Annotated in this window: 19 protein-coding genes and 3 tRNA genes; 8 read left to right on the top strand and 14 right to left on the bottom strand. The window is 65.0% G+C overall.

What is annotated here, in order from left to right:
• The first annotated feature begins 35 nt into the window (after positions 1-35).
• From AC4D6D_RS10190 to AC4D6D_RS10175, 4 genes are all read left to right on the top strand, one after another.
• Complete coding sequence (locus AC4D6D_RS10190) at positions 36-2,417, top strand: autotransporter assembly complex protein TamA (protein ID WP_491325193.1); 2,382 nt, start codon at positions 36-38, stop codon at positions 2,415-2,417.
• On the top strand, positions 2,417-6,673 hold the full coding sequence (locus AC4D6D_RS10185; RefSeq protein ID WP_491325192.1) for a translocation/assembly module TamB domain-containing protein: 4,257 nt from the start codon (positions 2,417-2,419) through the stop codon (positions 6,671-6,673). Before AC4D6D_RS10190 ends, AC4D6D_RS10185 begins: the two co-directional genes overlap by 1 nt.
• Positions 6,673-6,852, top strand: a complete 180-nt coding sequence (locus tag AC4D6D_RS10180; RefSeq protein ID WP_491325191.1) for a hypothetical protein — start codon at positions 6,673-6,675, stop codon at positions 6,850-6,852. Before AC4D6D_RS10185 ends, AC4D6D_RS10180 begins: the two co-directional genes overlap by 1 nt.
• Positions 6,853-6,929: 77 nt before the next feature.
• Positions 6,930-7,271: a PilZ domain-containing protein gene (locus AC4D6D_RS10175; RefSeq protein ID WP_491325190.1), complete on the top strand. Its 342-nt coding sequence runs from the start codon at positions 6,930-6,932 to the stop codon at positions 7,269-7,271.
• Positions 7,272-7,338: 67 nt separating this feature from the next.
• On the opposite strand, the gene AC4D6D_RS10170 is transcribed toward AC4D6D_RS10175, so the two are convergent.
• The 8 genes from AC4D6D_RS10170 to AC4D6D_RS10135 form a co-directional block, all read right to left on the bottom strand.
• Positions 7,339-7,414, bottom strand: a tRNA-Lys gene (locus AC4D6D_RS10170).
• A 28-nt stretch (positions 7,415-7,442) separates the two neighbouring features.
• A tRNA-Lys gene (locus AC4D6D_RS10165) sits at positions 7,443-7,518 on the bottom strand.
• A gap of 25 nt (positions 7,519-7,543) precedes the next feature.
• Positions 7,544-7,619, bottom strand: a tRNA-Lys gene (locus AC4D6D_RS10160).
• Positions 7,620-7,732: 113 nt separating this feature from the next.
• Positions 7,733-8,845, bottom strand: a complete 1,113-nt coding sequence (rodA, locus tag AC4D6D_RS10155; protein ID WP_491327233.1) for a rod shape-determining protein RodA — start codon at positions 8,843-8,845, stop codon at positions 7,733-7,735.
• Positions 8,845-10,959, bottom strand: a complete 2,115-nt coding sequence (gene mrdA / locus AC4D6D_RS10150; RefSeq protein ID WP_491325189.1) for a penicillin-binding protein 2 — start codon at positions 10,957-10,959, stop codon at positions 8,845-8,847. The genes rodA and mrdA overlap by 1 nt, the downstream gene beginning before the upstream one ends.
• Positions 10,956-11,504 (bottom strand): rod shape-determining protein MreD, encoded by a 549-nt coding sequence (locus tag AC4D6D_RS10145; protein ID WP_147215033.1) that lies wholly within the window; start codon positions 11,502-11,504, stop codon positions 10,956-10,958. The genes mrdA and AC4D6D_RS10145 overlap by 4 nt, the downstream gene beginning before the upstream one ends.
• A complete protein-coding gene (locus tag AC4D6D_RS10140; protein ID WP_491325188.1) occupies positions 11,504-12,391 on the bottom strand; it encodes a rod shape-determining protein MreC in 888 nt (295 codons plus the stop codon). Before AC4D6D_RS10140 ends, AC4D6D_RS10145 begins: the two co-directional genes overlap by 1 nt.
• A gap of 130 nt (positions 12,392-12,521) precedes the next feature.
• Positions 12,522-13,568 carry a rod shape-determining protein gene (locus AC4D6D_RS10135; protein WP_031341471.1) on the bottom strand — a complete coding sequence of 349 codons (1,047 nt, stop codon included), beginning with the start codon at positions 13,566-13,568 and terminating at the stop codon, positions 12,522-12,524.
• Positions 13,569-13,810: 242 nt separating this feature from the next.
• Here AC4D6D_RS10135 and mutL point away from each other — a divergent pair, with 242 nt between their 5' ends.
• Positions 13,811-15,637, top strand: a complete 1,827-nt coding sequence (gene mutL, locus AC4D6D_RS10130) for a DNA mismatch repair endonuclease MutL (protein ID WP_491325187.1) — start codon at positions 13,811-13,813, stop codon at positions 15,635-15,637.
• Complete coding sequence (locus AC4D6D_RS10125; protein WP_491325186.1) at positions 15,634-16,128, top strand: hypothetical protein; 495 nt, start codon at positions 15,634-15,636, stop codon at positions 16,126-16,128. The genes mutL and AC4D6D_RS10125 overlap by 4 nt, the downstream gene beginning before the upstream one ends.
• Positions 16,129-16,137: 9 nt before the next feature.
• On the opposite strand, the gene AC4D6D_RS10120 is transcribed toward AC4D6D_RS10125, so the two are convergent.
• Positions 16,138-17,406 (bottom strand): alkaline phosphatase family protein, encoded by a 1,269-nt coding sequence (locus AC4D6D_RS10120; RefSeq protein WP_491325185.1) that lies wholly within the window; start codon positions 17,404-17,406, stop codon positions 16,138-16,140.
• Positions 17,407-17,451: 45 nt separating this feature from the next.
• A complete protein-coding gene (locus AC4D6D_RS10115) occupies positions 17,452-18,201 on the bottom strand; it encodes a MauE/DoxX family redox-associated membrane protein (protein WP_491325184.1) in 750 nt (249 codons plus the stop codon).
• Positions 18,202-18,242: 41 nt separating this feature from the next.
• Here AC4D6D_RS10115 and AC4D6D_RS10110 point away from each other — a divergent pair, with 41 nt between their 5' ends.
• Complete coding sequence (locus tag AC4D6D_RS10110; RefSeq protein WP_491325183.1) at positions 18,243-18,683, top strand: MerR family transcriptional regulator; 441 nt, start codon at positions 18,243-18,245, stop codon at positions 18,681-18,683.
• Between the two features lie 6 nt (positions 18,684-18,689).
• On the opposite strand, the gene ychF is transcribed toward AC4D6D_RS10110, so the two are convergent.
• Positions 18,690-19,790 (bottom strand): redox-regulated ATPase YchF, encoded by a 1,101-nt coding sequence (ychF, locus tag AC4D6D_RS10105; protein ID WP_491325182.1) that lies wholly within the window; start codon positions 19,788-19,790, stop codon positions 18,690-18,692.
• Between the two features lie 126 nt (positions 19,791-19,916).
• Between ychF and AC4D6D_RS10100 the strand changes: the two genes are divergently transcribed.
• A complete protein-coding gene (locus AC4D6D_RS10100; protein WP_491325181.1) occupies positions 19,917-21,440 on the top strand; it encodes a tetratricopeptide repeat protein in 1,524 nt (507 codons plus the stop codon).
• 61 nt (positions 21,441-21,501) lie between these two features.
• Here AC4D6D_RS10100 and AC4D6D_RS10095 read toward each other — a convergent pair whose 3' ends face one another.
• The 3 genes from AC4D6D_RS10095 to AC4D6D_RS10085 form a co-directional block, all read right to left on the bottom strand.
• Positions 21,502-21,885 (bottom strand): PEP-CTERM sorting domain-containing protein, encoded by a 384-nt coding sequence (locus tag AC4D6D_RS10095; protein ID WP_491325180.1) that lies wholly within the window; start codon positions 21,883-21,885, stop codon positions 21,502-21,504.
• Between the two features lie 175 nt (positions 21,886-22,060).
• Positions 22,061-22,630: an aminoacyl-tRNA hydrolase gene (pth, locus tag AC4D6D_RS10090; protein WP_491325179.1), complete on the bottom strand. Its 570-nt coding sequence runs from the start codon at positions 22,628-22,630 to the stop codon at positions 22,061-22,063.
• A gap of 104 nt (positions 22,631-22,734) precedes the next feature.
• A complete protein-coding gene (locus AC4D6D_RS10085) occupies positions 22,735-23,349 on the bottom strand; it encodes a 50S ribosomal protein L25/general stress protein Ctc (RefSeq protein ID WP_147215010.1) in 615 nt (204 codons plus the stop codon).
• Between the last annotated feature and the right edge of the window lie 49 nt (positions 23,350-23,398).

The raw sequence follows: 23,398 nt of genomic DNA, 5'->3' as shown, positions 1-23,398 counted from the left end.
CCATTCTCGACAGGGGGTGTTACATCGCGCTGCTCATGCCTTGGCTAATCAATCAGAAGCCGGCTTGTTCCCTCTCGCTGCGCGACGGTGCGGGACTGGCCACGATTTCACTGCTCCTTGCCCTGTCGGCGAGCCCTGCCTTCGCGCAAGGGACGAGCACGCGGCCACCTGTCCAGGGTTCAGGGGCTGTCCAGAGTGCGCAGGAAACGCCCGAACAGAGCGATCCGGTGCAGGACGACCAAGTGCAGGCGGGCAAGCTCGCCGTACCCGCTCCTCCGCCAGATGTTGTGCTGCCTGAAGTGAAGCCGATCATTCCCGACGACGAGTTCAACAGGTCCATTCCCCGGCTCGATCCGCAGGACGATCCCGAACTCGACAAGCCGCTCGAATCGATCGACGAATTCGAGCGCCGCATGGCGAGCGAGCAGGAAGCGGCCCAGCAGGCTGGCGTTGAGAAAGCAAAGGATGCCAAGGCGGCGCCTGTGGCAGCGCCTGTTCTGACGAGCCCCGTGCCGACAGGTGATGTTTCCAATGCTTCGGCCGATATCCCGATCGGCGATGCCCCGGTGCGCGACGCCGAACTTACCGCGCCGCTGCCGCCGATCGACCAGTTCGAGGTGACCCCGGTCCAGTTCGCCGAGAAGAAGGAAGAGAACAAGGACGTCGAGGTCGCCTACGAGACCCGGATCGAGGGGCTGGAATCCGCCGACGACGAGACAGGCACCGACTTGCGCAGCGAGTTCCGCTCTCATTCGGCGCTGAAGAAGGGAGACGGCAAGGCGGCGAACGTGGCGATGGTCAATGCCCGCCTGAACGAAGACGCCACGCTGATGCAGACGGTGCTGTCCTCCGAAGGCTGGTATTCGCCGGTCGTGACCACCCGCGTCGAGCGGACTGCTGACGGCACCAAAGGCGCACCGCTGGTCGCCGTCATCAGGGTGAGCCCCGGTCAGCGCTACAAGTTCTCGGAAATCGTGGTGAAGGCCGATCCCACCGTTCCTTCCGACCTCATCGCGAAGAACCTGGCGCTCAAGGTCGGCGAGCCGATCGTCGCCGAGCGTGTTCAGGGGGCCGAGGCGCAAGTGGCGGTGGCACTGCCCGAGAACGGCTATGCCTTCGCCAAAGTGGGCGATCGCGACATCCTGCTCGATCAGGATACCGGCGAGGGCGTCTATACGCTGCCGGTCGACGTGGGGACGAGAGGTCGTTTCGGCGGTTTCACGACTTCCGGCGACCTCGCCTTCGATGCCGAGCATGTCGGCGTTCTCGCCCGTTTCAAGCGCGGCGAACTCTACGACAGCCGCAAGGTGGACGACTTGCGCAAGGCGCTGGTCGCCACGAGCCTGTTCTCTACGGTTACCGTCGAGCCGCGCAAGACCGGTGATGCAGCCCCGGACGACACCGAATATGTCGAGCTTCACGTCCAGCAGGACGCCGGGCCGCCGCGCACGATCGCCGGTTCGCTGGGTTTTGCCGCAGGCGAAGGCATTACCGCGGCTGCGACATGGACCAATCGCAACATGTTCCCGCCGGAAGGCGCGCTGATCGCGAAAGCCATCGCCGGTACGCGCCAGCAGGGCGCTGGCGTGACCTTCCGCCGCTCCAACGCGGGCAAGCGTGACCGTACTTTCGAACTCGTGGCCGAGGCGTTCCACAACGACTACGACGCCTACAGCGCCTATACCGGCCGCATCGCCGCCCGTATCGCCCGCGACTCCACGCCGATCTGGCAAAAGAAGTATACCTATGCCTTCGGCGTCGAGATGCTGGGAACGGCGGAAACCGACTACAACCGCACTACCGGTAATCGCGACCGCAAGCTCTATTACGTGGCGGGCGTGAATGGCCAGGTCGGCTTCGACCAGACCGACAGCCTGCTCGATCCCACCAGGGGCTACCGCCTGACCACGCTGATCCAGCCGGAAGCGACGGTTCGCAAGGGCTTCGATCCTTACGTGCGAGCGCGCGTCGACGCTTCGGCCTATTACCCCGTTACCGACGGCCTGGTGCTGGCCGGGCGCGTGCGGCTCGGGACGATCCAGGGCGCGGGTCTGTTCGACATTGCACCGTCGCGGCGCCTCTATGCGGGCGGCGGCGGTTCGGTGCGCGGCTACGCCTATCAGGCGCTGGGCGAGCAGGCTCCCGACGGTACGGCCGTGGGTGGACGCAGCCTTAACGAAGGCTCGGTCGAGGCACGTTATCGCTTCGGCAACTACGGCGTCGTCGCATTCGTCGATGCCGGGCAGGCCTATCGCGAGACGATGCCGCAGTTCAACAACTTGCGCTACGGCGTGGGCATCGGCGGCCGCTTCTACACCAATTTCGGCCCGGTCCGTCTCGACATCGCAACGCCGGTCAATCGCCAGCCGGGCGAATCCCGCTTCAATCTCTACGTTTCGATCGGACAGGCCTTCTGATGTCGGACGATGACACCATGATCCCGGCCGACGAGCCTGAAACTTCCAGCGATGGCGTGAAGCCTAAGCCCACGGTCTGGCGCCGCGTGCAGATCCGCATCCTCAAGACGGTCGTCGGTCTCGTGCTGGGCGTCGTCGTGCTGGCTGCCGCCGTCATCTTCGGCATCGACACCGGACCGGGGCACCGTTTCGTGGCCGAGCAGATCGCGGGCCTGCGTTTCGAGAACGGCATGAGGATCAAGGTCGGGCGCATCGAAGGATCGCTCTACCGGCGCATGACCTTGCGCAATCTGTCGGTCAGCGATCCCAGGGGCGAGTTCCTGTTCTCGCCGGAGATCCATGTCGACTGGCGGCCTTTCGCCTATCTCAGCAACCATGTCGACGTGCGCAGCGCTACGGCGCAACGCATGATCCTTCGGCGCGTGCCCAAGTTCAAGCCGACCCCGCCCAGCGATGCGCCGCTGCTGCCCGATATCGACGTCGACGTCGGCGAGCTGCGGATCGACCGCTTCATTTCCGAGCCGCCGGTTTCCGGCAATCGCCGCATCGTCACGATCGACGGCAAGGCCCATATCTCCGACGGCCGCGCGCTGGTTTCGGCCAAGGGCGGCACGATCGCGATCGAAGGCAAGGAAGGCGGAGACCGCTTCAACCTCCTGCTCGACGCGGTGCCTGCGAAGAACCGGCTCGCCATCGACCTCGATCTCAATGCCCCGGCCGGCGGCGTGATCGCCGCGCTGGGCGGTCTCAAGCAGCCGCTTACAGTGAAGCTCGGCGGCAAGGGCGACTGGAAGGCCTGGAACGGCAAGCTCGATGCCGGTCTCGGCGGCGGCGAGCTTGCCAAACTGGACCTCGTCGCGCGCGACGGCACTTTCACGATCAAGGGGCCGACGCAAGTGGCACGGCTCGTCACCGGGCCAACCGCGAACCTGCTGGGTCCGATCACCAACCTCGACGTGACCGCCGCGCTCGACCAGCGCCGCGCCAAAGTGACGGGCCGGATCTGGAGCGATGCCTTCAACCTGACGCCGAACGGCGTGGTGGACCTGTCGAACAACAGTTTCGACGATCTCAAGCTCGACTTCGCCCTGCTCAAGCCCGCCGCCATCGCGCCGAAGCTCAGCGGAGCCGGGCTGACCGCTTCGCTCGCGCTGGACGGTGCGTTCACCACGCCCAAGGTCGCCTATCGCATCAACGCCGCACGCGTGGTGATGAACGACATGGGGCTGGAGCGCCTGACCGCAACAGGCGCCGCGCGGGTAGATGCGGACAAGATCCTGATCCCCGTTTCCGCGCGCGTGCAGCGCATCACCGGGCTCGACACAATAGCGGGCGGTTCGCTGGCCAATGTCCGGCTCGACGGCGACCTCGCCATCGACGGCACCCGCGTCCTTTCCGACAACATGCGCCTGCGCTCCGACCGTATCGACGCCGGGCTGATCCTCGTCGCCGATCTGGCCAAGGGCTTCTACACCGGCGCGATTGACGGCAAGATCGACAACTACCGGCTCGACAGCGTCGGCATCTTCAGCATCCGCACGAACATGGACCTCAAGACTGAGGGCAGCGGCTTTGCGCTTGATGGCACCGTGCGCGCGCGTTCGACGAAGCTGTTGAATGAGAGCCTCCAGACTTACCTCGGTGGCAATTTCGCGGCATCCTCGCGCGTTCATTACGGGCCGGACGGTGTCGTGCGCTTCTCCTCGCTGCAGTTGAACGCGCCGGACCTGAAGGTGACGGGCGGGCAGGGGAGCTGGTCTCCAAATGGCCGGATTTCCCTCGCCGCGCGCGGCAGTTCGAACCGTTATGGCGCGATCGGGGTACGGGTGGACGGCACGATCGCCAATCCCGATGCCCATGTCACCGCCGAGCGGCCGGGCTTCGGCATCGGCCTTGCCAATCTCGACGCACGAATCACCGGCGCTCGCGGCGGCTATCGCTTCGACATGACCGGCGACACCGACTATGGCCCGCTCAAGGCCGATGTTTCGCTGGGATTGGGCCAGCAGATGTCGGTGGACATCAACAGCGCCAACCTGTCCGGCGTCGATTTCGCGGGCCGCATGGTTCAGACCAAGGCCGGGCCTTTCGCCGGTGAACTCACCGCCAAGGGCAATGGCATCGGCGGCGCCCTGAAGCTCGATGCCGAGGGCAAGTACCAGGCCGTCGACTTCAACCTGCGTGCCAAGGATGCCGTGTTCCCCGGTGCCGCCAAGCTGACGATCGGCTCGGCCATCATCGACGGGCGCGCGGTGCTCTACGACAAGCCCAGCGTCGTCGCTGACGCCCAGCTGGCCGGAACCTCGTTCGGCGCTCTCGACATCGCCGCCGCGCGTGTGATCGTCGACTACCGTGACGGACGCGGCAAGGCCAAGGGCCTGATCGAGGGCGTGAGCGGCGTGCCGTTCCGCGTCGGTCTCAACGCCGATCTCACCCCCGAACTCTGGCGCGTCGCCTTGCAAGGGCGCGTGCGCGGGCTGGGTCTCAAGACCGAGTCTCCGGCGCGGATCGTGCCCAAGGATGGCGGCTACGAACTGCTGCCGACCACCATCGCTTTCGGCTCGGGCACGGCGAAAGTCTCTGGCCAGTACGGCGCCGGGATGAAGTTCCAGAGCCGGCTGGAGAACATCGACGTTGCGCTCGTGAATGCCTTCGTTCCCGGCTACGGCCTCGGCGGCAAGGCCAGCGGCAGCCTCGACTTCGAGCAGGAAAGCGCCGCCGCCTTCCCGCGCGCCGATGCCCGCATGAGCCTGGTGAACTTTACCCGCACCAGTTCCAGCACGGTGAGCCAGCCGGTCGACATCAACTTCGTCGGCAAGCTCCATCCCGACGGCGGCGAGGCCCACGCGGTATTCCGCAAGCAGGGCAGCGTGATCGGTCGCCTGGCCGCCACGCTCAGCCCGCTGCCTCCGGGTGAGGGCGCGTGGACCACGCGCCTGCTTCAGGCACCGCTGGGCGGCGGCATCCGCTACAACGGCCCGGCCGATACGCTATTCTCCTTCGCGGGCCAGCCCGGCCAGACGCTGACCGGATCGATCGGTCTGGCAGCGGACTTCTCCTGCCGCGTTTCCGACCCGTGCATCACCGGTCTCGTAAAGGGCAAGGACCTGACATACGAGTACCAGGCCTACGGCACCCGGCTGACCAACATGACGCTGGAAGGCAAGTTCAGCGGCAACTCCTTCGAACTGACCTCGCTCAATGCCAATGCGGGCAGCGGCACGGTCAGCGCGAATGGACGCCTGAGCCTTGCTGCCGACGCGGGCTATCCGATGGACCTCAACGTCAAGCTCGACAAGGCACGGCTGGCGCGCAGCGATTCGCTTTCGGCAAGCGCCACCGGCACGCTCAACCTGACCAAGCGCGCCGGTGAGACCCCGCTGCTCTCGGGTGACCTGCGCCTGCCGGAAACCCGCTACGAGATCGTCCGCCAAGGCGCCGTGGACGTGCCGCACCTTACCGGCGTGCGCTTCAAGCAGCGCTCCGGCCCGATGCGCGTGACGGGCGACGAACCGGCACCGCAGATCACCAGCGCCTTCTCGTCGGTCCGGCTCGACTTGCACCTGAAGGCTCCGGAAAAGCTTTACGTTTCCGGTATGGGACTCGAATCCGAATGGAGCGCCGACTTCCGCCTGAGCGGCACCAGTTCGGCGCCGAGCATGGCCGGTGAAGTGAAGCTGGTGCGCGGTACGCTCGGATTTGCGGGCAAGCAGTTCGAACTGACCGATGGCCTGATTTCGTTCAACGGCGGCCAGACCATCGACCCGACGGTGGCGATCACTGCTACCGAGACGATCAACGATGTGGCCGTGACCGTTACCGTGAGCGGTCGCGCCTACAATCCGCAGATCGAGTTCAGCTCCAATCCCAGTCTGCCGCAGGACGAAATATTGTCTCGCATCCTGTTCGGCAGTTCGATCGAGAATCTCTCGGCGATCCAGGCGGTGCAACTGGCCACGTCGCTCAATTCGCTGCGGGCCACGGGCGGCGGGGTCAATCCGCTGGGCAAGCTGCGTTCGGCGGCGGGGATCGATCGTCTGCGCATCCTCAGCCCCGACGAGGCGAGCGGCCGCGGCACGGCGCTGGCGGCCGGCCAGTACCTGACCGACGATATCTACGTGGAACTGATCACCGACGCGCGCGGCTTCACCGCAACGCAGCTCGAAGTGAGCGTGACCAAGTGGCTTTCGGTGCTGAGCCAGGCAGGCGGTTCGGGCGTCAACAGCCTCAATATCCGCATCAAGAAGGACTACTGATGGGCAGGGTACTCATCCTGCTCGCGGGTCTTGTGGCGCTCTCCGGGTGCCACAAGGAGCCGAGCTTCGAGGAGCGCTACGACGCGGCGAACGAGAAGATCGCCAAGCGTGCCCGCGATATCGATGCCCAGATCGCAGGCACAGGCACACCGCCTGCGCAAGACACCTCGAAGGACTAAGGCGCAACCTGCGGTTTACCTATCGTTGCTAGAGGTCGCGTCTCGTTGATGAACGATGGTAGCGAGTAGGGGCTGGAATGCAGGTACGGGACGATTGCGGCAGGCTGACATCGCGCCATGCCGTCCTGCTGGAAGCGCGCTGTCGCAAGTCGAGCTGGCACGTCTTCGGCGTCGAACTCGCGGACATATCGGAAGGCGGATGCTGCGTGGTCGGTGGCAGCGAGGATTTTGCCTCCGGCCAGCGCATCGCGCTGCGCATGGCGAACCTCAAGGCCGTGGAGGCGGAAGTGCGCTGGATACGCGACGGGCGGGTCGGCATGGCCTTTCTCAAAGCCCTGCCGAAAGCGGTGATCGAGGATCTGGCGGAGCGCTACGGCATTCCCGTCATGCGGCGGAACCTCTCGGCAGCCGAAATCTGATCGGGCGAGAACAGACAGAGCAATGGGACGCTCAATGTCGGTCGGAAGCGAATGTGAGGAGAGGCGGTGGTGGACGCACTTGGGCTCGAACCAAGGACCCGCTGATTAAGAGTCAGCTGCTCTACCAACTGAGCTATGCGTCCACACGCGTTGCCGCGTAAGGTACGGAAATGGTGGACGCACTTGGGCTCGAACCAAGGACCCGCTGATTAAGAGTCAGCTGCTCTACCAACTGAGCTATGCGTCCACGCGTTTCCGCGTAAGGACAGGAATGGTGGACGCACTTGGGCTCGAACCAAGGACCCGCTGATTAAGAGTCAGCTGCTCTACCAACTGAGCTATGCGTCCACACTGCCCTGACCTGGGCTGCCGTTTTGCGGAAGTCTTGGTGGACCTCCCCGGCGGCGGAGAGGCCCCTATAACGGCTGATTTCAGGATGGGAAGAGGAAATTTCAAAAAAATTAAGCGAGCGATCCGGGACGGCGATTCCAACGGTTTACGGCCATGAGGGTGCCCAGGCAGATCATGTTGGTCAGCATCGAGGTGCCGCCGTGGCTCATGAAGGGCAAGGGGATGCCGACGACAGGCGCAAGGCCCATGACCATCATCAGGTTGATCGCGACATAGAAGAACACCGTCGCCGCCATGCCTGCGGCCAGCAGGCTGGAGAAGCGGTCCGGGGCCTTGCGGGCGACCCTGAGGCCCCACGACAGCACGATGGTGAAGACGCAGAGCACGAAGAGACCGCCGAGCATGCCCCATTCCTCCGCCATCGTCGCGAAGACGAAGTCGGTATGCGATTCAGGCAAGTATTGCAGGTGGCTCTGCGAACCGTTGCCGAAGCCTTTGCCGAGGAAACCGCCCGAGCCGATCGCGATCTTGGACTGGGTGATGTGATAGCCGGTGCCGAGCGGATCGCTTTCCGGATCGAGGAAAACCAGCACGCGGTTGCGCTGGTAGTCGTGGAGCAGGGTGAAGAAGGCGATCGGTGCGGCGATCGCGGCGGTCAAGCCTGCGCCGATGAACCAGGAGAGCGGCAGGCCCGCCAGGAACATCGTCACGACGCCGCCGAAGCAGATCGCCAGTGCGGTTCCGAGGTCGGGCTGGATCATGACGAACAGCGCGGGAATTCCGATCAGCACGCCTGCAGGCACCAGTCCGCGCCAGCTGGCGGTCATGGCATGGGGCAGGGTCTCGTAGAATCGCGCCAGCACGAGCACGATCGCGGGTTTCATCAGTTCGGATGGCTGAAGAGTCATGAAGCCGAGGTTGAGCCAGCGCTGGCTGCCGCCGCCGACCGCGCCGATCGCTTCCACCAGCACCAGCAGCACGACGATCGCGCCGTAGACGGGATAGGCGGCCATGCGGAAGAAATCGCGGCTGATCCGGGAGATGACGATCGCCATGACCAGGAAGATGAAGAAGCGCACGACATGGCTGAGCGCATAAGGCTGGAGGCTTCCGCCCGCCGCCGAATAGAGCACCGCGGCGCCGAGCGAGACGAGACCGGTCAGCGGCACCAGCATGTGCCAGGGCTGGCGGGCGATGGCCTCGGGAACGATCGAACGGCCCATCATTGCGGATTGCCTCCGGTACTGGGAGTTGGCGCGGCGGGCGTCGCCGTGGGGCCTGGCGTTTGCAATGCCGAGGGCTGGCGCTCGGCGGCATCGGGTTCGGGCGCGGGCGAGGCGGCCTCGCGGACGATGGGCTGCGCCGGGTCCGGAGCGGCATCCGCACCCTGAATCTTGCGGTTTTCCTCTTCCGCGGAAACCGCCGGGGCACCGACGCCGTACTGCGCCGAATAGGTGCGATAACGGGCGTCGAGCCGCTCCTTGGGAGTGCCGCCCCACTTCTGCTCAAGCTCGGTCAGGATATCCATGCCCTTCTGCTTGTCGAAGACGTAGGTCAGCACATCGCGGGCGATCGGATAGGCCGATGGAGAGCCGCCGCCATGCTCACAGACGACCGAGACCGCATAGCGCGGGTTTTCGACGGGCGCGAAGCAGATGAAGTGGCCATGGTCGCGATGCTTCCACAGGCCTCCTTTGCCATTACCGACATTCAGGCCGACCACTTGGGCCGTACCAGTCTTCCCAGCAAGCTTGATGTCCGGGAAGGGCAGCGCCGCATGGCGTGCCGAACCCGGCCCGTTAGCCACGTCCGACATCGCCTGATGAATATAGGCGAGATGGTCAGCGGGAATGCCCAGCGAGGGTGCGGTCTCCTGTTCGTGGCCATGGACGAGGCGCGGCATGATGATCCGGCCGCTGGCGATGCGCGAGGCCTGAACCGCCTGCTGCAACGGGTTCACCAGGAAGTAGCCTTGACCGATCGTCGCGTTGACGGTGTCGAAGGTCTGCCATTCCTTGCCGTATTTCTTCAGCTTCCAGGCCGGATTGGGCACAGTGCCGTAGGACTGGCCGGAAACCGGCAGGGGGAAGTCGTGGCCGAGGCCGAGGCGACTCGCCATCGCCGCGATCGGGTCCATGCCGATGCGCTGGGCGAAGTGGTAGAAATAGACGTCGCAGCTCTGGTAGATGCCCTTGGCCATGTTGACCGAACCGTGACCACGCCGGTTCCAGCAGTGGAACACGCGGTTGCCGACCCGCAGGCCGCCGCCGCAGAACACCGATTCGTTCGGGTCCAGCCCGGCTTCCATGAAGGACAGCGCCACCATCGGCTTGACCGTCGATCCCGGCGGATAGAGCCCGCGCAGCACCTTGTTGCGCAGCGGCACATGGTCGTCGTCCGACAGCATCTTCCATTCGAGGCGGCCGATGCCGTCTGAAAAGCTGTTGGGGTCGAAGCTGGGCATCGAGCACATCGCCAGGATGTCGCCAGTCTGGCAGTCCATCACCACGACCGCCGCCGATTCGGGGCCGATGCGCCGCGCGGCATATTCCTGGATGCCGGCGTCGATGGTCAGCTTCAGGGTCTTGCCGGGCACGTCCTCGCGGGTGTCGAGATCGCGGACGATTCGGCCCGACGCGGTCACTTCGACGCGGCGGGCGCCGGGCTTGCCGCGCAGGTCCTTTTCGTAGAACTTTTCGAGCGCGTCCTTGCCGACCTTGTAGCCCGGCGTGATGAGCACCGGATCGCGGTCCTTCTCGTATTCTTCCGCCGAGGCCGGACCGACATAGCCGATCAGGTGGCCCACCGAAGGCCCCAGCGGATAGAACCGCGAAAAACCGCGCTGGGTGACGACGCCCGGCAGGTCCGGCAGGCGCACGCTGACGGCGGCGAAGGTGTCCCAGTCGAGACCGCTGGCGACTTCCACCGGCGCGAAACGGCGGGCGCGCTCCAGCTTGTCTTCCAGGTCCTGCATCGCGATCGGCGAGAGGCTGAGCAGCTTGCCCAGCGTCTGGATCGTATGCGGCACGTCCTGAACGCGCTCGGGGATGAGATCGACGCGGAAATCCGCGCGGTTCGAGGCGAGCGGGGTGCCGTTGCGGTCCATGATCCAGCCGCGGCGCGGCGGGATCAGCGAGAGGTTGACGCGGTTGCTCTCCGCCTGAAGCTCGTACTTGGCGTTCTGGGCGATCGAGAGATAGCCGAGCCGCGCGGCGAGCAGGACGCCGATACCGCCCTGGATCGAGCCGACGACGAGGCTGCGTCGGTCGAAGCTGTTGCGAAGGGTGCCCGCGCTGACATGGCGCTGCGGAAAGAACCGTTTGAAATTGATCTTCATCGCAGCAGTACGATCGGCGCGAGGCGAATCCGATCGAATAGAGCAACGACTCGACCGACGAGCGGGTAGGAAAGCACGGAGATAACGACCTGCGGCACGATGACGTGAAATGGGGATGCTGCACCCGCGAGGTTCGCGAGTGCGAGGCAGAGGACAATATAGGCGACGATGAGACCCATTGCCATGAGCCATTCCGTCACGAAGTTTCGCCAGGGCAGGCGGACTTCAACGATTTCCAGCGCGATCGCGGTGAGCGACCAGAGCAGCACCGCGCAGCCGAAGGGCTGGCCGGAGAACAGGTCGTCGAACAGGCCCAGCGGCAGGCCCGCCCAGATCGGCAAGAGGCCGGGACGCAGCTGCCGCCAGCCGAGATAGATCAGGAAGCCCAGCGGCGGCATGACCGGCGCCGAGGCGATCATGAACCAGCCCGGCACCAGCGAGCCGAGCATCACCGTCAGCCAGGGGAAGCCTCTGGCGAGGAACCGCGAGGGCGCGTGGTTGATGCGCTGCCGGGTGGTGGAGCGGGAGGCGCTGCGCTGGAACATCAGCGTTTCTTGACCGTGCCGTCGTTGACGGGCGGCGGCGGTGGTGGCGGCGCCCAGCTCTTTTCGACCATTACATAGTCGGTATCGGAAGGGTTGCTGAGAACGCGGGCAATGGCGCCGTCGCGGATGAGCTCGGTCACGACGGCCATCGGCGTGCCGGGGCGGTAGAGGCCGCCGGATCCGGACGTCACCAGCACGTCGCCCTTGCGGAGCGGATTGATGCCGAGGTTGATGAGGCGGATACGCAGGGTGCCGTCGCCGTTGCCCTGCGCGAAGGCGGGGACGCCGTCGGTCGCGCGGCGGACCGGCACGACGCTTTCGCTGTCGGTAACCAACAGGACCCGCGCGCTGGACGAGCCGACTTCGAGCACACGCCCGACGAGACCCAACTGCGAGCGGACCGGCATGCCGGGGGTGACGTTGCGGTCGGTTCCGGCGCCCAGCGTCGCATAGCGGCGGGTGCTGGCGCTGGTCGAGGAAGTCAGACGGGCATAGGCGACCGCGCCGCCGTTCGGCTCGGACAGCGCCATCAGGTCCTTGAGGCGCTTGTTTTCGGCCGACGTCGCTTTCGCTTCGGCAAGGCGCACTTTCGCCTCGGCAAGCTCACGCTTGAGCCGCGCGTGTTCTGCTCCCGAATGGAAGAATCCGGTGAGTTCGGCCCAGGTATCGCGTCCGAGATCGCGGCCGCTGGCGGACATCTGCGCAGCCGGTTCGCTCGCATCGTCGGCCAGTCCGCGAAGGGCGGAGAAAAATCCGGGGTTTACAAGTGAGATCACCACGAGCGCCAGTCCGACCGCGGCGCCAAGCACGCCTGCGGCATAACTGAGGAACGTGGTGTACTGCGCCCGGCGCGAATAGCTGGAGCGCCTGTTTGCTGGCGGTGCCATGCGCCATGCACTCCTTCGTAGTGGCGGCCTTCTGGTCGGACTGCCGCTCTAACGTCAAACGACCGGCAATAAGGGTGCCGGGAAAGGGGGAGCGGCCGGGCTTCCGGAGCACCGGCCGCTCCGCGCGAAATCAGGCGGACATCAGCACGCCGCGATAGACGGGATCTTCCATCGCGCGGCCTGTGCCGAGCGCGACGCAGGACAGCGGGTCTTCGGCGACGCTGACCGGCAGGCCGGTTTCCTCGCGCAGATAGTCGTCGAGGCCCTGGATCAGTGCGCCGCCGCCGGTGAGGACGATGCCCTGGTCGACGATGTCGGCGGCGAGTTCCGGTGCGGTGTTCTCGAGCGCGATGCGCACGCCTTCGACGATGGCGCCGATCGGCTCGGCCAGCGCTTCGGCGACGTTGGCCTGCGAGATCGTGATCTCCTTCGGCACGCCGTTGACGAGGTCGCGGCCCTTGATGTGGATCGTTTCGCCGATGCCGTCGGCCGGCATGACGGCGATGCCGTAGTCCTTCTTGATGCGCTCGGCGGTGGCATCCCCGATCAGCAGGTTGTGGTGGCGGCGGACGTAGGAGACGATCGATTCGTCCATCTTGTCACCGCCGACGCGGACCGAGGTGGTGTAGGCGAGGCCGCGCAGCGAAAGCACCGCGACTTCGGTGGTGCCGCCGCCGATGTCGACCACCATCGAGCCGACCGGCTCGGTGACGGGCATGTCGGCGCCGATCGCCGCGGCCATCGGTTCGAGGATCAGGTAGACCTGGCTGGCGCCGGCGTTCGAGGCGGCGTCGCGGATCGCGCGGCGTTCGACCGAAGTCGAGCCCGAAGGCACGCAGATCACGATTTCCGGATAGCGGAACAGGTTCTTCTTGCCGTGCACCTTGCGGATGAAGTGCTTGATCATCTCTTCCGCGATCTCGATGTCGGCGATCACGCCGTCACGCAGCGGGCGGATGGCTTCGATGTTGTCGGGCGTCTTGCCCATCATCATCTTGGCGTCGTCGCCCACGGCCTTGACCTTCTTGACGCCGTTCAGCGTCTCGATGGCAACGACCGAAGGCTCGTTCAGCACGATTCCGCGGTCCTGAACGTAAACGAGCGTATTGGCGGTCCCAAGGTCGATCGCCATGTTCTGTGAGCCGAGTTTGAAGAATCGCGAGACGAGCGAGGCCATCAGTAATCCGTTGTCTTTCCGGGCGCTCGCCACAGGGAATCCCCATGGGGCGACTGGCAGGTTGGCATGGAAGGGGACCCCTTAGCCCATCGATTCGCGAAACGCCAAAAATTTGTGTCTTTTTCATGGGGGAATCGTTGGAAGCCCGTCTCGAATTCCATGCGGTTCACCGCTAGTGTTTGGAACACTTCGAGATCGCGGTGTCATGGACGCCGATCACCGCGACTAGCGAAAGACCAGTAATGCCGATTATCCGCCGTCTTCCCGAACATCTCGTCAACCGCATCGCGGCGGGCGAAGTAGTGGAGCGCCCCGCCTCCGCGCTGAAGGAACTGGTGGAGAATGCTATCGATGCCGGATCGACCCAGATCACCGTGCGCCTCGCCTCGGGCGGTCTCGACCTGATCGAAGTGACCGACGACGGTTGTGGCATGGTGCCGGACCAGATCGCCCTGGCGCTGGAGCGCCATGCGACTTCGAAGCTGCCGGACGAACATATCGAACTGGTTGCTACACTCGGCTTTCGCGGTGAGGCGCTGCCGTCGATCGGGTCGGTTGCGCGGCTTACTATCGAGAGCCGTCCCCACGATTCGGAAGAAGGCTGGAAGCGCGTCGTCGATCACGGCGTGGTTGCGGTGGACAGCCCGGCCGCGCTGCCGCCGGGCACGCGGATCCGGGTCGAGGACCTTTTCGGGAAAGTTCCCGCGCGGCGGAAGTTCCTGCGCTCGGCGCGCTCGGAATATGCGGCCTGTCAGGATGTCGTGCGCCGTCTCGCGATGGCGCGGCCCGATATCGGCTTCACGATGGAGCACGACGGGCGTCGGGTGATCGCCGTGCAGCCGCGCGAGGAACTGGCGTCGCGCGTGGCGCGGCTCGTGGCGCGCGAACTGGCCGAAGACGGCGTGCTGATCGACGCGGAGAGGGGAACCGCGCGCCTCACCGGCGTGGCGGGACTGCCGACCTACAATCGCGGCGTCGCGGATCACCAGTATCTCTTCGTCAACGGGCGTCCGGTGAAGGACCGTCTGCTCGTCGGCGCTGTGCGCGGCGCCTATTCGGACATGCTCGCGCGCGATCGCCATGCGGTGCTGGCACTGTTCCTCGAAATTCCGCCGGAGGAAGTGGATGTCAACGTCCATCCCGCGAAGACCGAAGTGCGCTTCCGCGATCCCACCTTCATTCGCGGCTTCCTCGTCGGGGCCTTGCGCCATGCGCTCGAATCTTCGGGGCAGCGGAGCGCCCAGCCTGCCGCCGCCGCCGCGATGAACATGTGGCAGGTCGAGCCGGTTGCACCCGCCCCGGCACCTGCGCTCGGCTCGCTGTTCGCGCGCGAATATTCCTCTCAGTCCTCACGCACCGATTATCGGCCCGCGCCGAACCGCGTCTCGGAAGCGGGGGCCGCCTGGCGCTCCTACGAGGAAGAGGTGATGGCCCAGCCCTCGGGCCGGGCCGAACCGGCGCCCGACGAGCCGGAGGAAGCGCTGCAATATCCGCTGGGCGTCGCGCGGGGGCAGGTCGCGGGGACTTACATCGTCGCCGAGGCGGAGGATGGTCTGGTGATCGTCGACCAGCACGCGGCGCATGAGCGGCTCGTGCTGGAGCGTCTCAAGGCTGTCGGGGCGGAAGACGCGATGGCCCGCTCCCAGGCGCTGCTGCTGCCCGAGGTCGTCGAACTGGAGGAAGCTGCCTGCGATGCGCTGGAGGACAAGACGACTGACCTTGCGCAGTTCGGGCTGGTGCTGGAGCGTTTCGGGCCTGGCGCGATGCTGGTTCGCGCAGTGCCCTCGGTGCTCGGCAAGTCGGATGTCCATGCTCTGGTTCGCGATATAGCCGACGATCTGGCGCGCAACGGTGATGCCCTGTTGCTGGGCGAGAAACTCGAACTCGTGCTGGCGACGATGGCCTGCCATGGCTCGGTCCGGGCCGGTCGCTCGCTTTCGGTCACGGAGATGAATGCGCTGCTGCGCGAAATGGAGCGCACCCCGCGTTCCGGCCAATGCAACCATGGGCGCCCGACGTGGGTTAAACTCGCGCACCACGATATCGAGAAACTGTTCGGGCGAAAATGATGCGAAAACCGATCCTTGCTCTGGTTCCTTTGGTCCTGCTGTCAGCTTGCGGCCGGGAGGATCCGGGCAGGGAGGCGGCGGAAGACGCGCAGGACGTGGCCATGGTCGAGCGGATGAGCAAAGAGCCGTTCAAGCCGATCATTCCCCGCGGCATCACCGAGATCGACGTAGCCCGTTACGGCCTCGACAAGCCCGGCTGTGCGTTCCGCACGCCGGGCGAGAAGGACCCGATCTTCATCGCCAATGCCGACGAGGGTTTCATGCGGATCGGCGGCGATCTCAAGCGCTATGCCGCCAAGAAGGAAAGCGCGCAGTTGCCCGGCAATGCGCGCTCCACTTATGTCGGTCTGGCGAGCTGGGTCGATATGGTGAGCCTGCCGGACAAGGCCGGCGGGTCCGATACGATGCACTGGCCTGCGAAACTCGTGCTCCACGATGCCCAGGAGCGGGTGGCTTTCATGTCGGAGGGCGAGGTTACCTGCCGTTCCTGAGAAAGAGGCTCACCTCCTGCGCGGCTGTGTCAGCGCGCCGCGAAAAGGTGAATCGTTGCCATCCCCGTCGGCCGCCTGCGGAAGGTCCAGAAGATCGCGCAGGAGCGAGGCGATGTCGACATTGTCGAAAGATGCAAGCTTGCCGCGCGGAGCGAAGGCCGGACCGGCGGCGACGAAAAGCGCTGCCATTTCCGGAGCGGCATTGTCGTAGCCATGGGTGCCGCCGGTCGAGATTTTCCCCGACCTGCTCGCGGTGATCTGCCAGCCCGTCTCGGCCAGGCAAAAGAACGGGGCGATGCGCGGATTGCTGCCGTAGTGCAGGCGGGCGGGAATGTCCTGCTTGCGCCAGCACTGCATGTGATCGTGCGGCTTGACGAGCGCGGCGGCAAGCTGGTCGTCATGGCCTTGGGTCGGTGTCAGGGCTGCAAAGGGGCCGGTGTCGCCCAGCGTGTAGAGCGCAGGGTCCGCCACGGTGTCGAGCGCCACGACACGCTCGCTGGAAATCGCCGCCATGCCGTGATCGGCGACCACGATGAGATTGGCAGGTTGGCCCAGTTCGCGCAGCCCTGCTACCAGTTTGCCGATATCGCCGTCCACGTCGGTGATCGCGGCATTGGTATGGGCGTCGTCCGGGCCGTAGTGATGGCCTGCCGTATCGACCTGATCGAAGTAGAGGGTCACCAGCTTCGGCCGGTTCGATACGGGGCGGCGCAGCCAGTCGAGCACGGCATCGACCCGCTGCATGGGGGATACCGCGCCGTTGAACTGCTGCCAGTCTCGCGGGCGAATGCCGCCGGTCACGGTCTTCCACGGCTCCTTCACCAGCGTACCGCCCCAGGCGACGTTGGAGCCGGGCCAGAACATCGTCGCCGTGCGGATTCCCGCCTTTTCGGCCGTGACCCAGATCGGCTCGGCCTCGCCCCACCAATAGGGCTCGTCGCTCGACATCGTGAACTTTTCGCCGGGATGGGCGGGGTCCTCGAATGCGTTGGCGATCACGCCGTTGCGGTCGGGGACCTTGCCGGTCACCAGCGCCCAGTGGTTGGGGAAAGTCTTGCTGGGGAACGAAGGCCGCATTGCCGCGCTGATGCCGCTGGCGGCAATGGCCGAGAGGTTGGGGGTGATCCCGCGATCGAGATAGTCGGCGCGGAAGCCGTCGATCGAAACGAGAATCACCACCGGATCGCGGCGATCGTCGGAAGGCTTCGAAGTGGATTTGGCAAGTGCGGGAGAGGCGAGCAGGGCAAGCGCGCCGAACAGGGGGGCGAGTCTCTTCATATCGCCACCCCCCTAGACCTGCGATCATGACAGGTCGATGTCCTGTTATATCATTCTTGCCAGCATCCAGAGCGCCATCGCGACCATGAACAGGTTCTCGGTGAGCGAGACGAAGCCCAGTGGCACTGCGCCCGAGCCGCCGACGCAGGCGCACTTGAGTTCGCGCTTCTGGATATAGACCGCGTAGAACACCGAGACCGCGCCGATGCCGCCGATCGCAAGGCCGATAGGGATCGAGAGCCAGGGCAGGGCATGAGCCGTCATCAACGCGCCCGCCGTCCATTCCAACACCGGATAGGCATAGGCATAAGGCACGAAGCGCTTGGCGAGGAGGTCGTAGCCGAGGAACATCGTCGAGAACTGTTCGACGTCCTGCAACTTGAGCATGGCCAGCAGCATCATCGTGATCGAGACGAACCATTCTGCGCTGCGCAAAGTGAAAGGCGTGCCGAACGCGGCCCAGCTGGCCGCTAGTGCAAGGCCGAGGCCGGTCGCGAAGACCGCGAGGACGGGGCGATAGGTCTTCGCTTTCGGATCGTGAACCTTAAGGCCGAAATGCGCCTGCAAGTCCGTGTAGCCGCCGATCCGCTTGCCCTCGATGAAGGTTTGGGGCGTCGTCGCCACGCCTTGCTCAGCCTTGAAGGCATCGACCTGGTCGCGGGTGGTCAGCCAGTGATCCTCGACCTCGTATCCCAGCTTTTCCAGTAGATACTTGGACTTGATCCCCCAAGGGCAGGAATGCCTCTCCATGACCATGCGATGGAGGACGGCGGTACGGGCTGGCGTCTGTATCATGACTCGGCTTATAGCTTCCGTACCATGGTACGGAGTCAAGCATGGCCCTGACGATTTCGGAGCTGGCGCGTTCGAGCGGTGTCGGCGTGGAGACGGTGCGGTTCTACCAGCGCAAGGGATTGCTGTTCGATCCGCGTCCCACAGCGACCGGCGGGGCGAAAGGCCAGCGGCATTACGGCGAGGAGGACGTGCGACGGCTGCGCTTCATCCGCTCGGCCAAGGCGGCGGGCTTCATTCTGGATGAGATCGCGGAACTCATCAGCCTCGATCACACCGGAGACCGGCCAAGGGCGCGGGAAATGGCGCAAGTGCGACTGGCGGCGCTGGACGTCGAAATTGCCGGGTTGGAAGCGGCGCGCCAACCGCTGCGGCGGCTTGCGCAGGAATGCGCGGGGTCTGACGAGGGGCCATGCCCTATCCTCGAATCTTTCGAGGAAACGGCTTTATGTGGCGGCGCAGGTTCGAAAACCGGCGCCGCCTGAACAGGATTAGACGTTGAACTTGAAGTGCATGACGTCGCCGTCGTGCACCACGTATTCCTTGCCTTCCTGACGCAGCTTGCCGGCTTCCTTGGCGCCGGATTCGCCGTTCAGCGCGACATAGTCGTCATAGGCGATGGTCTCGGCGCGGATGAAGCCGCGCTGCATGTCCGAGTGGATCTCGCCTGCCGCGTCGGGGGCCTTGGCGCCCTTGTGCACGGTCCAGGCGCGGGCTTCCTTGGGGCCGACGGTGAAGAAGGTCAGCAGGCCGAGCAGGTCGTAACCGGCGCGGATGATGCGGGCGAGGCCGGTTTCGTGGAGGCCCATCTCTTCGAGGAAGACCATGCGCTCCTCGTTGTCCATGCCGACCAGATCGGCCTCGATTGCGGCGGAGACGATGACGGCAGTGGCGCCTTCGGCTTTGGCCTTTTCGAACACACGGGCCGAGAATTCATTGCCTTCGGCGGCGGATTCTTCCTCGACGTTGCAGACGTAGAGCACCGGCTTGGCGGTGAGCAGCTGGGCCTGCGCGAAGACGCGGGCTTCGTCGTCGTCCTTGGGCTGGGTCAGGCGGGCGGGCTTGCCGTCGCGCAGCAGTTCCAGCGTCTGGCCGAGGACCGAGGCGATGATCTTCGACTCCTTGTCGCCCTGCGCGGCCTTCTTCTGGGCGGCGGGAACGCGCTTTTCCAGGCTTTCGAGGTCGGAAAGCAGCAGCTCGGTCTCGACCGTCTCGGCATCGGCGATCGGATCGACCCGCTCGTCGACGTGCTGGATGTCGTCGTTCTCGAAACAGCGCAGGACATGGACGATCGCGTCCACCTCGCGGATGTTGCCGAGGAACTGGTTGCCTAGCCCTTCACCCTTCGAGGCGCCGCGCACGAGACCGGCGATGTCCACGAAGGACAGCTGCGTCGGGATGATCTTGGCCGAACCGGCGATCTCGGCCAGCTTGTCGAGGCGCGGATCGGGCACGCCGACCTGACCGACGTTGGGCTCGATCGTGCAGAAAGGATAGTTGGCCGCCTGCGCTGCCTGCGTTTCGGTGAGCGCATTGAACAAGGTCGACTTGCCGACATTGGGCAGGCCCACGATTCCGCAACGGAAACCCATGTGTAACTCCGGAAGAAATGTTTGGCCGGGCCTTAGCGTCACTCCGCCCGCATTACCAGTTGCGCGGCGAGTCTTTGTGCAACGGGGCTTCACGGAAACTTCAGGGCTTGGCCCTAGACCCGCGTCATGAAAGCCGTCGTTCGCCTGTCGCTTGCCGCTCTTGCCTTCGCTTTGTTGGGTGGATGCGGGGATGGCGAACCGGCTCCGTTCGACAAGGCGCGTGCCGATTTTGCCGCGCAGGACTATCAGGCGGCGCGGACGAGCCTGTTCGCGGCGCTGGAGCAGGAACCGGGCAATCGCGAGGCGCTGGTACTGCTGGCGCTCACGCAGATCGCGCTGGGCGATGCCGAGGCCGCCGAGCGCGCGATCGTGCGTCTCGAAACGGCGGGAGAGAAGGGCGCCGGGCTGATGCGCCTGAAAGCGGGGCTGGCGCTTCTGCGCGGTCGAGCATCCGAGGCGATTGCGCTCACTGTAAACGATTTCGACACCGAAGCCTGGCGTCTCCGGGCGGAGGCCTATCTCGCTTTGGGCGATAACAACGCCGCGGCGGAGGCCTTTGCGCGGGGCATGCAGGCCGGGGACGATCTGCCGCTGGCCGTCGCCTATGCACGTTTCGCGCTCGCGGCAGGAGACCTGGCTCGTGGCGATATGATTTTATCGAAAATGCAAGAGTTTGCGTCGAACTCATACAACACGTTCGTACTTGCCGGAGACCTCGCAAGCGCGCGCGGTGAGACCGATCGGGCGATTGCCGCCTACCGCCGGACGATCGCCGCCTATCCGGACAAGGTCCCGCCCATGCTCGCATTGGCGAATACCTACGCTGAGCAGGGGAAGGTCGATGAGGCGATGGCAGTGCTGGAGAAGGCGCGGAAAGTCGCTCCCGGCGAGCCGGCGCTGGAAGGGCTGCGCATCCGCCTGCTGGCCGCGAAAGGCGAATGGGAGACGATCCGGTTCGCTCTGCAAGGCCGGGAAGCAGGGCTCGATCCGTCATCCCAGTTGGGTCTTGCATATGGAGAGGCCCTGCTGAGGCTCGGTCAGGCCGAGCAGGCGCGCGTGCTGTTCAGCCGTGCGGTTCTGCTGGACCCGGCGAACCCCTATTGTCGGATGATGCTGGGCGAAGCGCTGCTGGCGACGGGTGATTCAAGAGGGGCATGGAAAACGCTGGAACCGCTCAGCGCCAGCCAGCTTGCGTCTGCCGCCGTGCTTGTGCTCGCAGAAAAGGCGGCGCGCGCCTCCGGCGACCGGCGAGCCGATGCCTTGCAGGCCCGCCTCGATCCTCGGCGCATCAAGGTAACCATGGAACTGATCGAGAAGGGGCAGGCCGCTCTCGACCGACAGGACTGGAGCGAGGCCCGCTCGGTCTATATCCATTTGCTTGCCCGAGGGGAGGACGGCGAAGTGCTGGGACGCCTTGCTTGGGCATCGGCCGGTCTGGGGCTTCGTCGGGACGCGATCGCCTATGCCGATCGCGCATTGGCGCAGGACGCCGACAATCCCGCCTACATGCATTCGGCAGCTTTGGTGAGGCTCGAGCTTGGTGTCGATCTGGCGGCGGCCCGGAAACTGCTCGAAGCGGCGATTAAAGCGGAACCTCGCAATGCCGACATTGCCCGCGATCTTCAGAAAGCGAAAGCCGCCGCCGGTTGACGTACCGGCAGCGGCTCTGAAAACAGGCCCTGAACTCAGAGCCTTCGCAAACTGTTCTCGATCAGTCCCGCGTCTTGCGGCGGCGCGCGTAAGCCAGGCCGAGCAGGCCAATGCCCATCATGCCCAGCATGCCGGGCTCCGGCACGGCGGTGCTGCCACCCGAAGTGGAGCCACCCGAAGTGGAGCCACCCGAAGTTCCGCCAGAAGTCGTGGTACCGCCCGAAGTGCTGGTATTCCCGCCCGAAGTCGTGCCGCCCGAGGTCGTCGTGGTGCCGCCGGAGGTGGAGGTGTTGCCGCCCGAGCTGCTGCTGGAACCGCAGTTCTTCTTGCCCCAGCCGCAACCATTATTGCCGCCGCCCCAGCCCCAGGTGGCCTGGGCAGGCGTGGCGAAGGCGAGCGTGGTGCCGGCGGCGAGGGCCAGTGCGAGCGTGGACTTGCGGATCATATCTATTCCCCTGTTTGCCGGATGGGCATCTTCCGAATGGATCGCAACCAGCTAAGCAATAGCCGTGCCAACATCGGAAATCCGGGACTCCGGCTCCTCATGGGAATGGCGAAAGGGGTTGGTTTGTAAGCTAACCCGACACTAATTTATGTCAAATGGTAGCTAATTTGATTGATCAATCCTGCTGGCGAAGCGCCACGTCGTTCATGAAACGAACGTCGTCGCCGGCGGCAAGGCGATCCGCTTCCCCGGCGACGGCGCCCAGCATGTCGGTCAGCGGGTCCATGTCGGCCTTGGCGTAGTTACCCAGCACATAGCCGTGGACGCGGTCCTTGTGGCCGGGATGGCCGATGCCCAGCCTTATGCGGCGAAACTCGGCGCCGAGGTGCTGGTCGATCGAGCGCAATCCGTTGTGTCCGGCATGGCCGCCGCCCTGTTTCACCTTGACCTTGAACGGCGCCAGATCGAGCTCGTCGTGGAAGACCGTAAGGTCGGAGAGCGCCAGCTTGTAGAAGCGCATGGCTTCGCCGACGGCGCGGCCGCTCTCGTTCATGAACGTCGCGGGCTTCAGCAGCAGGATTTTCTGCGTGCCGATACGGCCTTCCTGAAGCCAGCCCTGGAACTTCTTCTGCGTCGGGCCGAAACCATGGACTTCCGCGATCGCATCGATCGCCATGAAGCCGACGTTGTGGCGGTTCAGCGCATATTGAGTACCGGGATTGCCGAGGCCGACCCACAGCTGCATCTTGATAGATCCTGTAACTTGAACGCGAAACGGCCCTTCCTGCTCGCCGGTCTGGCCGGGGCGGGAAGGGCCGTTCCTTTATCCGAAGATGGCTTCGGGCGAAATTACTCGCCTTCGCCTTCCTTGGCCGTGTCGCCTTCCGAGCTCTTCAGAGCCGAGGGGGCGGCGATCGTTGCGATCGTGAAGTCACGGTCGGTGATCGCGTTCTCGACACCGGCCGGAAGCTTCACGTGGCTGGCGTGGATCGATTCGCCCACGTCGAAGCCGGTCACGTCGATGACGATCTCGTGCGGGATCTTCTCGGCGTCGCAGACCAGTTCGAGGTCGTGGCGAACGATGTTGAGCACGCCGCCGCGCTTCAGGCCCGGCGAGGCGTCTTCGTTGGCGAAGATGACCGGCACGTTGACGTGCACGGTCGCACCCTTGGCGACGCGCAGGAAGTCAGCGTGGAGCGGACGATCGGTGACGGGGTGGAAGGCAACGTCCTTCGGCTGCGTCCGGAACTTCTTGCCGCCGACTTCGACTTCGATGATCGAGTTGAAGAAGTGACCGGTTCCAAGCTGGCGGGCCAGCTCCTTTTCCTCGACGTGGATCGCGAGGGGTTCTTCGTTGCCACCATAGACAACGGCGGGGACGCGGCCATCGCGACGCAGAGCACGGGAGGCTCCCTTGCCAGCCCGATCACGCGTCTCGGCCGGCAGGTTAAGCGTATCGCTCATGTGGACTTGCCTTTCGAAATCTGGATAGATGTCGGATACGAACCGCGTA

The sequence above is a fragment of the Novosphingobium sp. BF6 genome, from assembly GCF_058273105.1.
Note: the sequence above shows the minus strand (reverse complement) of the source record. Positions and strands in the feature narration are given on the sequence as shown.

Excerpts from the sequence above, each read along its gene's own strand:
- AC4D6D_RS10190 (WP_491325193.1), top strand. The coding sequence starts at position 36 with ATGCCTTGGCTAATCAATCAGAAGCCGGCTTGTTCCCTCTCGCTGCGC.
- AC4D6D_RS10185 (WP_491325192.1), top strand. The coding sequence starts at position 2,417 with ATGTCGGACGATGACACCATGATCCCGGCCGACGAGCCTGAAACTTCC.
- AC4D6D_RS10180 (WP_491325191.1), top strand. The coding sequence starts at position 6,673 with ATGGGCAGGGTACTCATCCTGCTCGCGGGTCTTGTGGCGCTCTCCGGG.
- AC4D6D_RS10175 (WP_491325190.1), top strand. The coding sequence starts at position 6,930 with ATGCAGGTACGGGACGATTGCGGCAGGCTGACATCGCGCCATGCCGTC.
- rodA (WP_491327233.1), bottom strand. The coding sequence starts at position 8,845 with ATGGGCCGTTCGATCGTTCCCGAGGCCATCGCCCGCCAGCCCTGGCAC.
- mrdA (WP_491325189.1), bottom strand. The coding sequence starts at position 10,959 with ATGAAGATCAATTTCAAACGGTTCTTTCCGCAGCGCCATGTCAGCGCG.
- AC4D6D_RS10145 (WP_147215033.1), bottom strand. The coding sequence starts at position 11,504 with ATGTTCCAGCGCAGCGCCTCCCGCTCCACCACCCGGCAGCGCATCAAC.
- AC4D6D_RS10140 (WP_491325188.1), bottom strand. The coding sequence starts at position 12,391 with ATGGCACCGCCAGCAAACAGGCGCTCCAGCTATTCGCGCCGGGCGCAG.
- AC4D6D_RS10135 (WP_031341471.1), bottom strand. The coding sequence starts at position 13,568 with ATGGCCTCGCTCGTCTCGCGATTCTTCAAACTCGGCTCACAGAACATG.
- mutL (WP_491325187.1), top strand. The coding sequence starts at position 13,811 with ATGCCGATTATCCGCCGTCTTCCCGAACATCTCGTCAACCGCATCGCG.
- AC4D6D_RS10125 (WP_491325186.1), top strand. The coding sequence starts at position 15,634 with ATGATGCGAAAACCGATCCTTGCTCTGGTTCCTTTGGTCCTGCTGTCA.
- AC4D6D_RS10120 (WP_491325185.1), bottom strand. The coding sequence starts at position 17,406 with ATGAAGAGACTCGCCCCCCTGTTCGGCGCGCTTGCCCTGCTCGCCTCT.
- AC4D6D_RS10115 (WP_491325184.1), bottom strand. The coding sequence starts at position 18,201 with ATGATACAGACGCCAGCCCGTACCGCCGTCCTCCATCGCATGGTCATG.
- AC4D6D_RS10110 (WP_491325183.1), top strand. The coding sequence starts at position 18,243 with ATGGCCCTGACGATTTCGGAGCTGGCGCGTTCGAGCGGTGTCGGCGTG.
- ychF (WP_491325182.1), bottom strand. The coding sequence starts at position 19,790 with ATGGGTTTCCGTTGCGGAATCGTGGGCCTGCCCAATGTCGGCAAGTCG.
- AC4D6D_RS10100 (WP_491325181.1), top strand. The coding sequence starts at position 19,917 with ATGAAAGCCGTCGTTCGCCTGTCGCTTGCCGCTCTTGCCTTCGCTTTG.
- AC4D6D_RS10095 (WP_491325180.1), bottom strand. The coding sequence starts at position 21,885 with ATGATCCGCAAGTCCACGCTCGCACTGGCCCTCGCCGCCGGCACCACG.
- pth (WP_491325179.1), bottom strand. The coding sequence starts at position 22,630 with ATGCAGCTGTGGGTCGGCCTCGGCAATCCCGGTACTCAATATGCGCTG.
- AC4D6D_RS10085 (WP_147215010.1), bottom strand. The coding sequence starts at position 23,349 with ATGAGCGATACGCTTAACCTGCCGGCCGAGACGCGTGATCGGGCTGGC.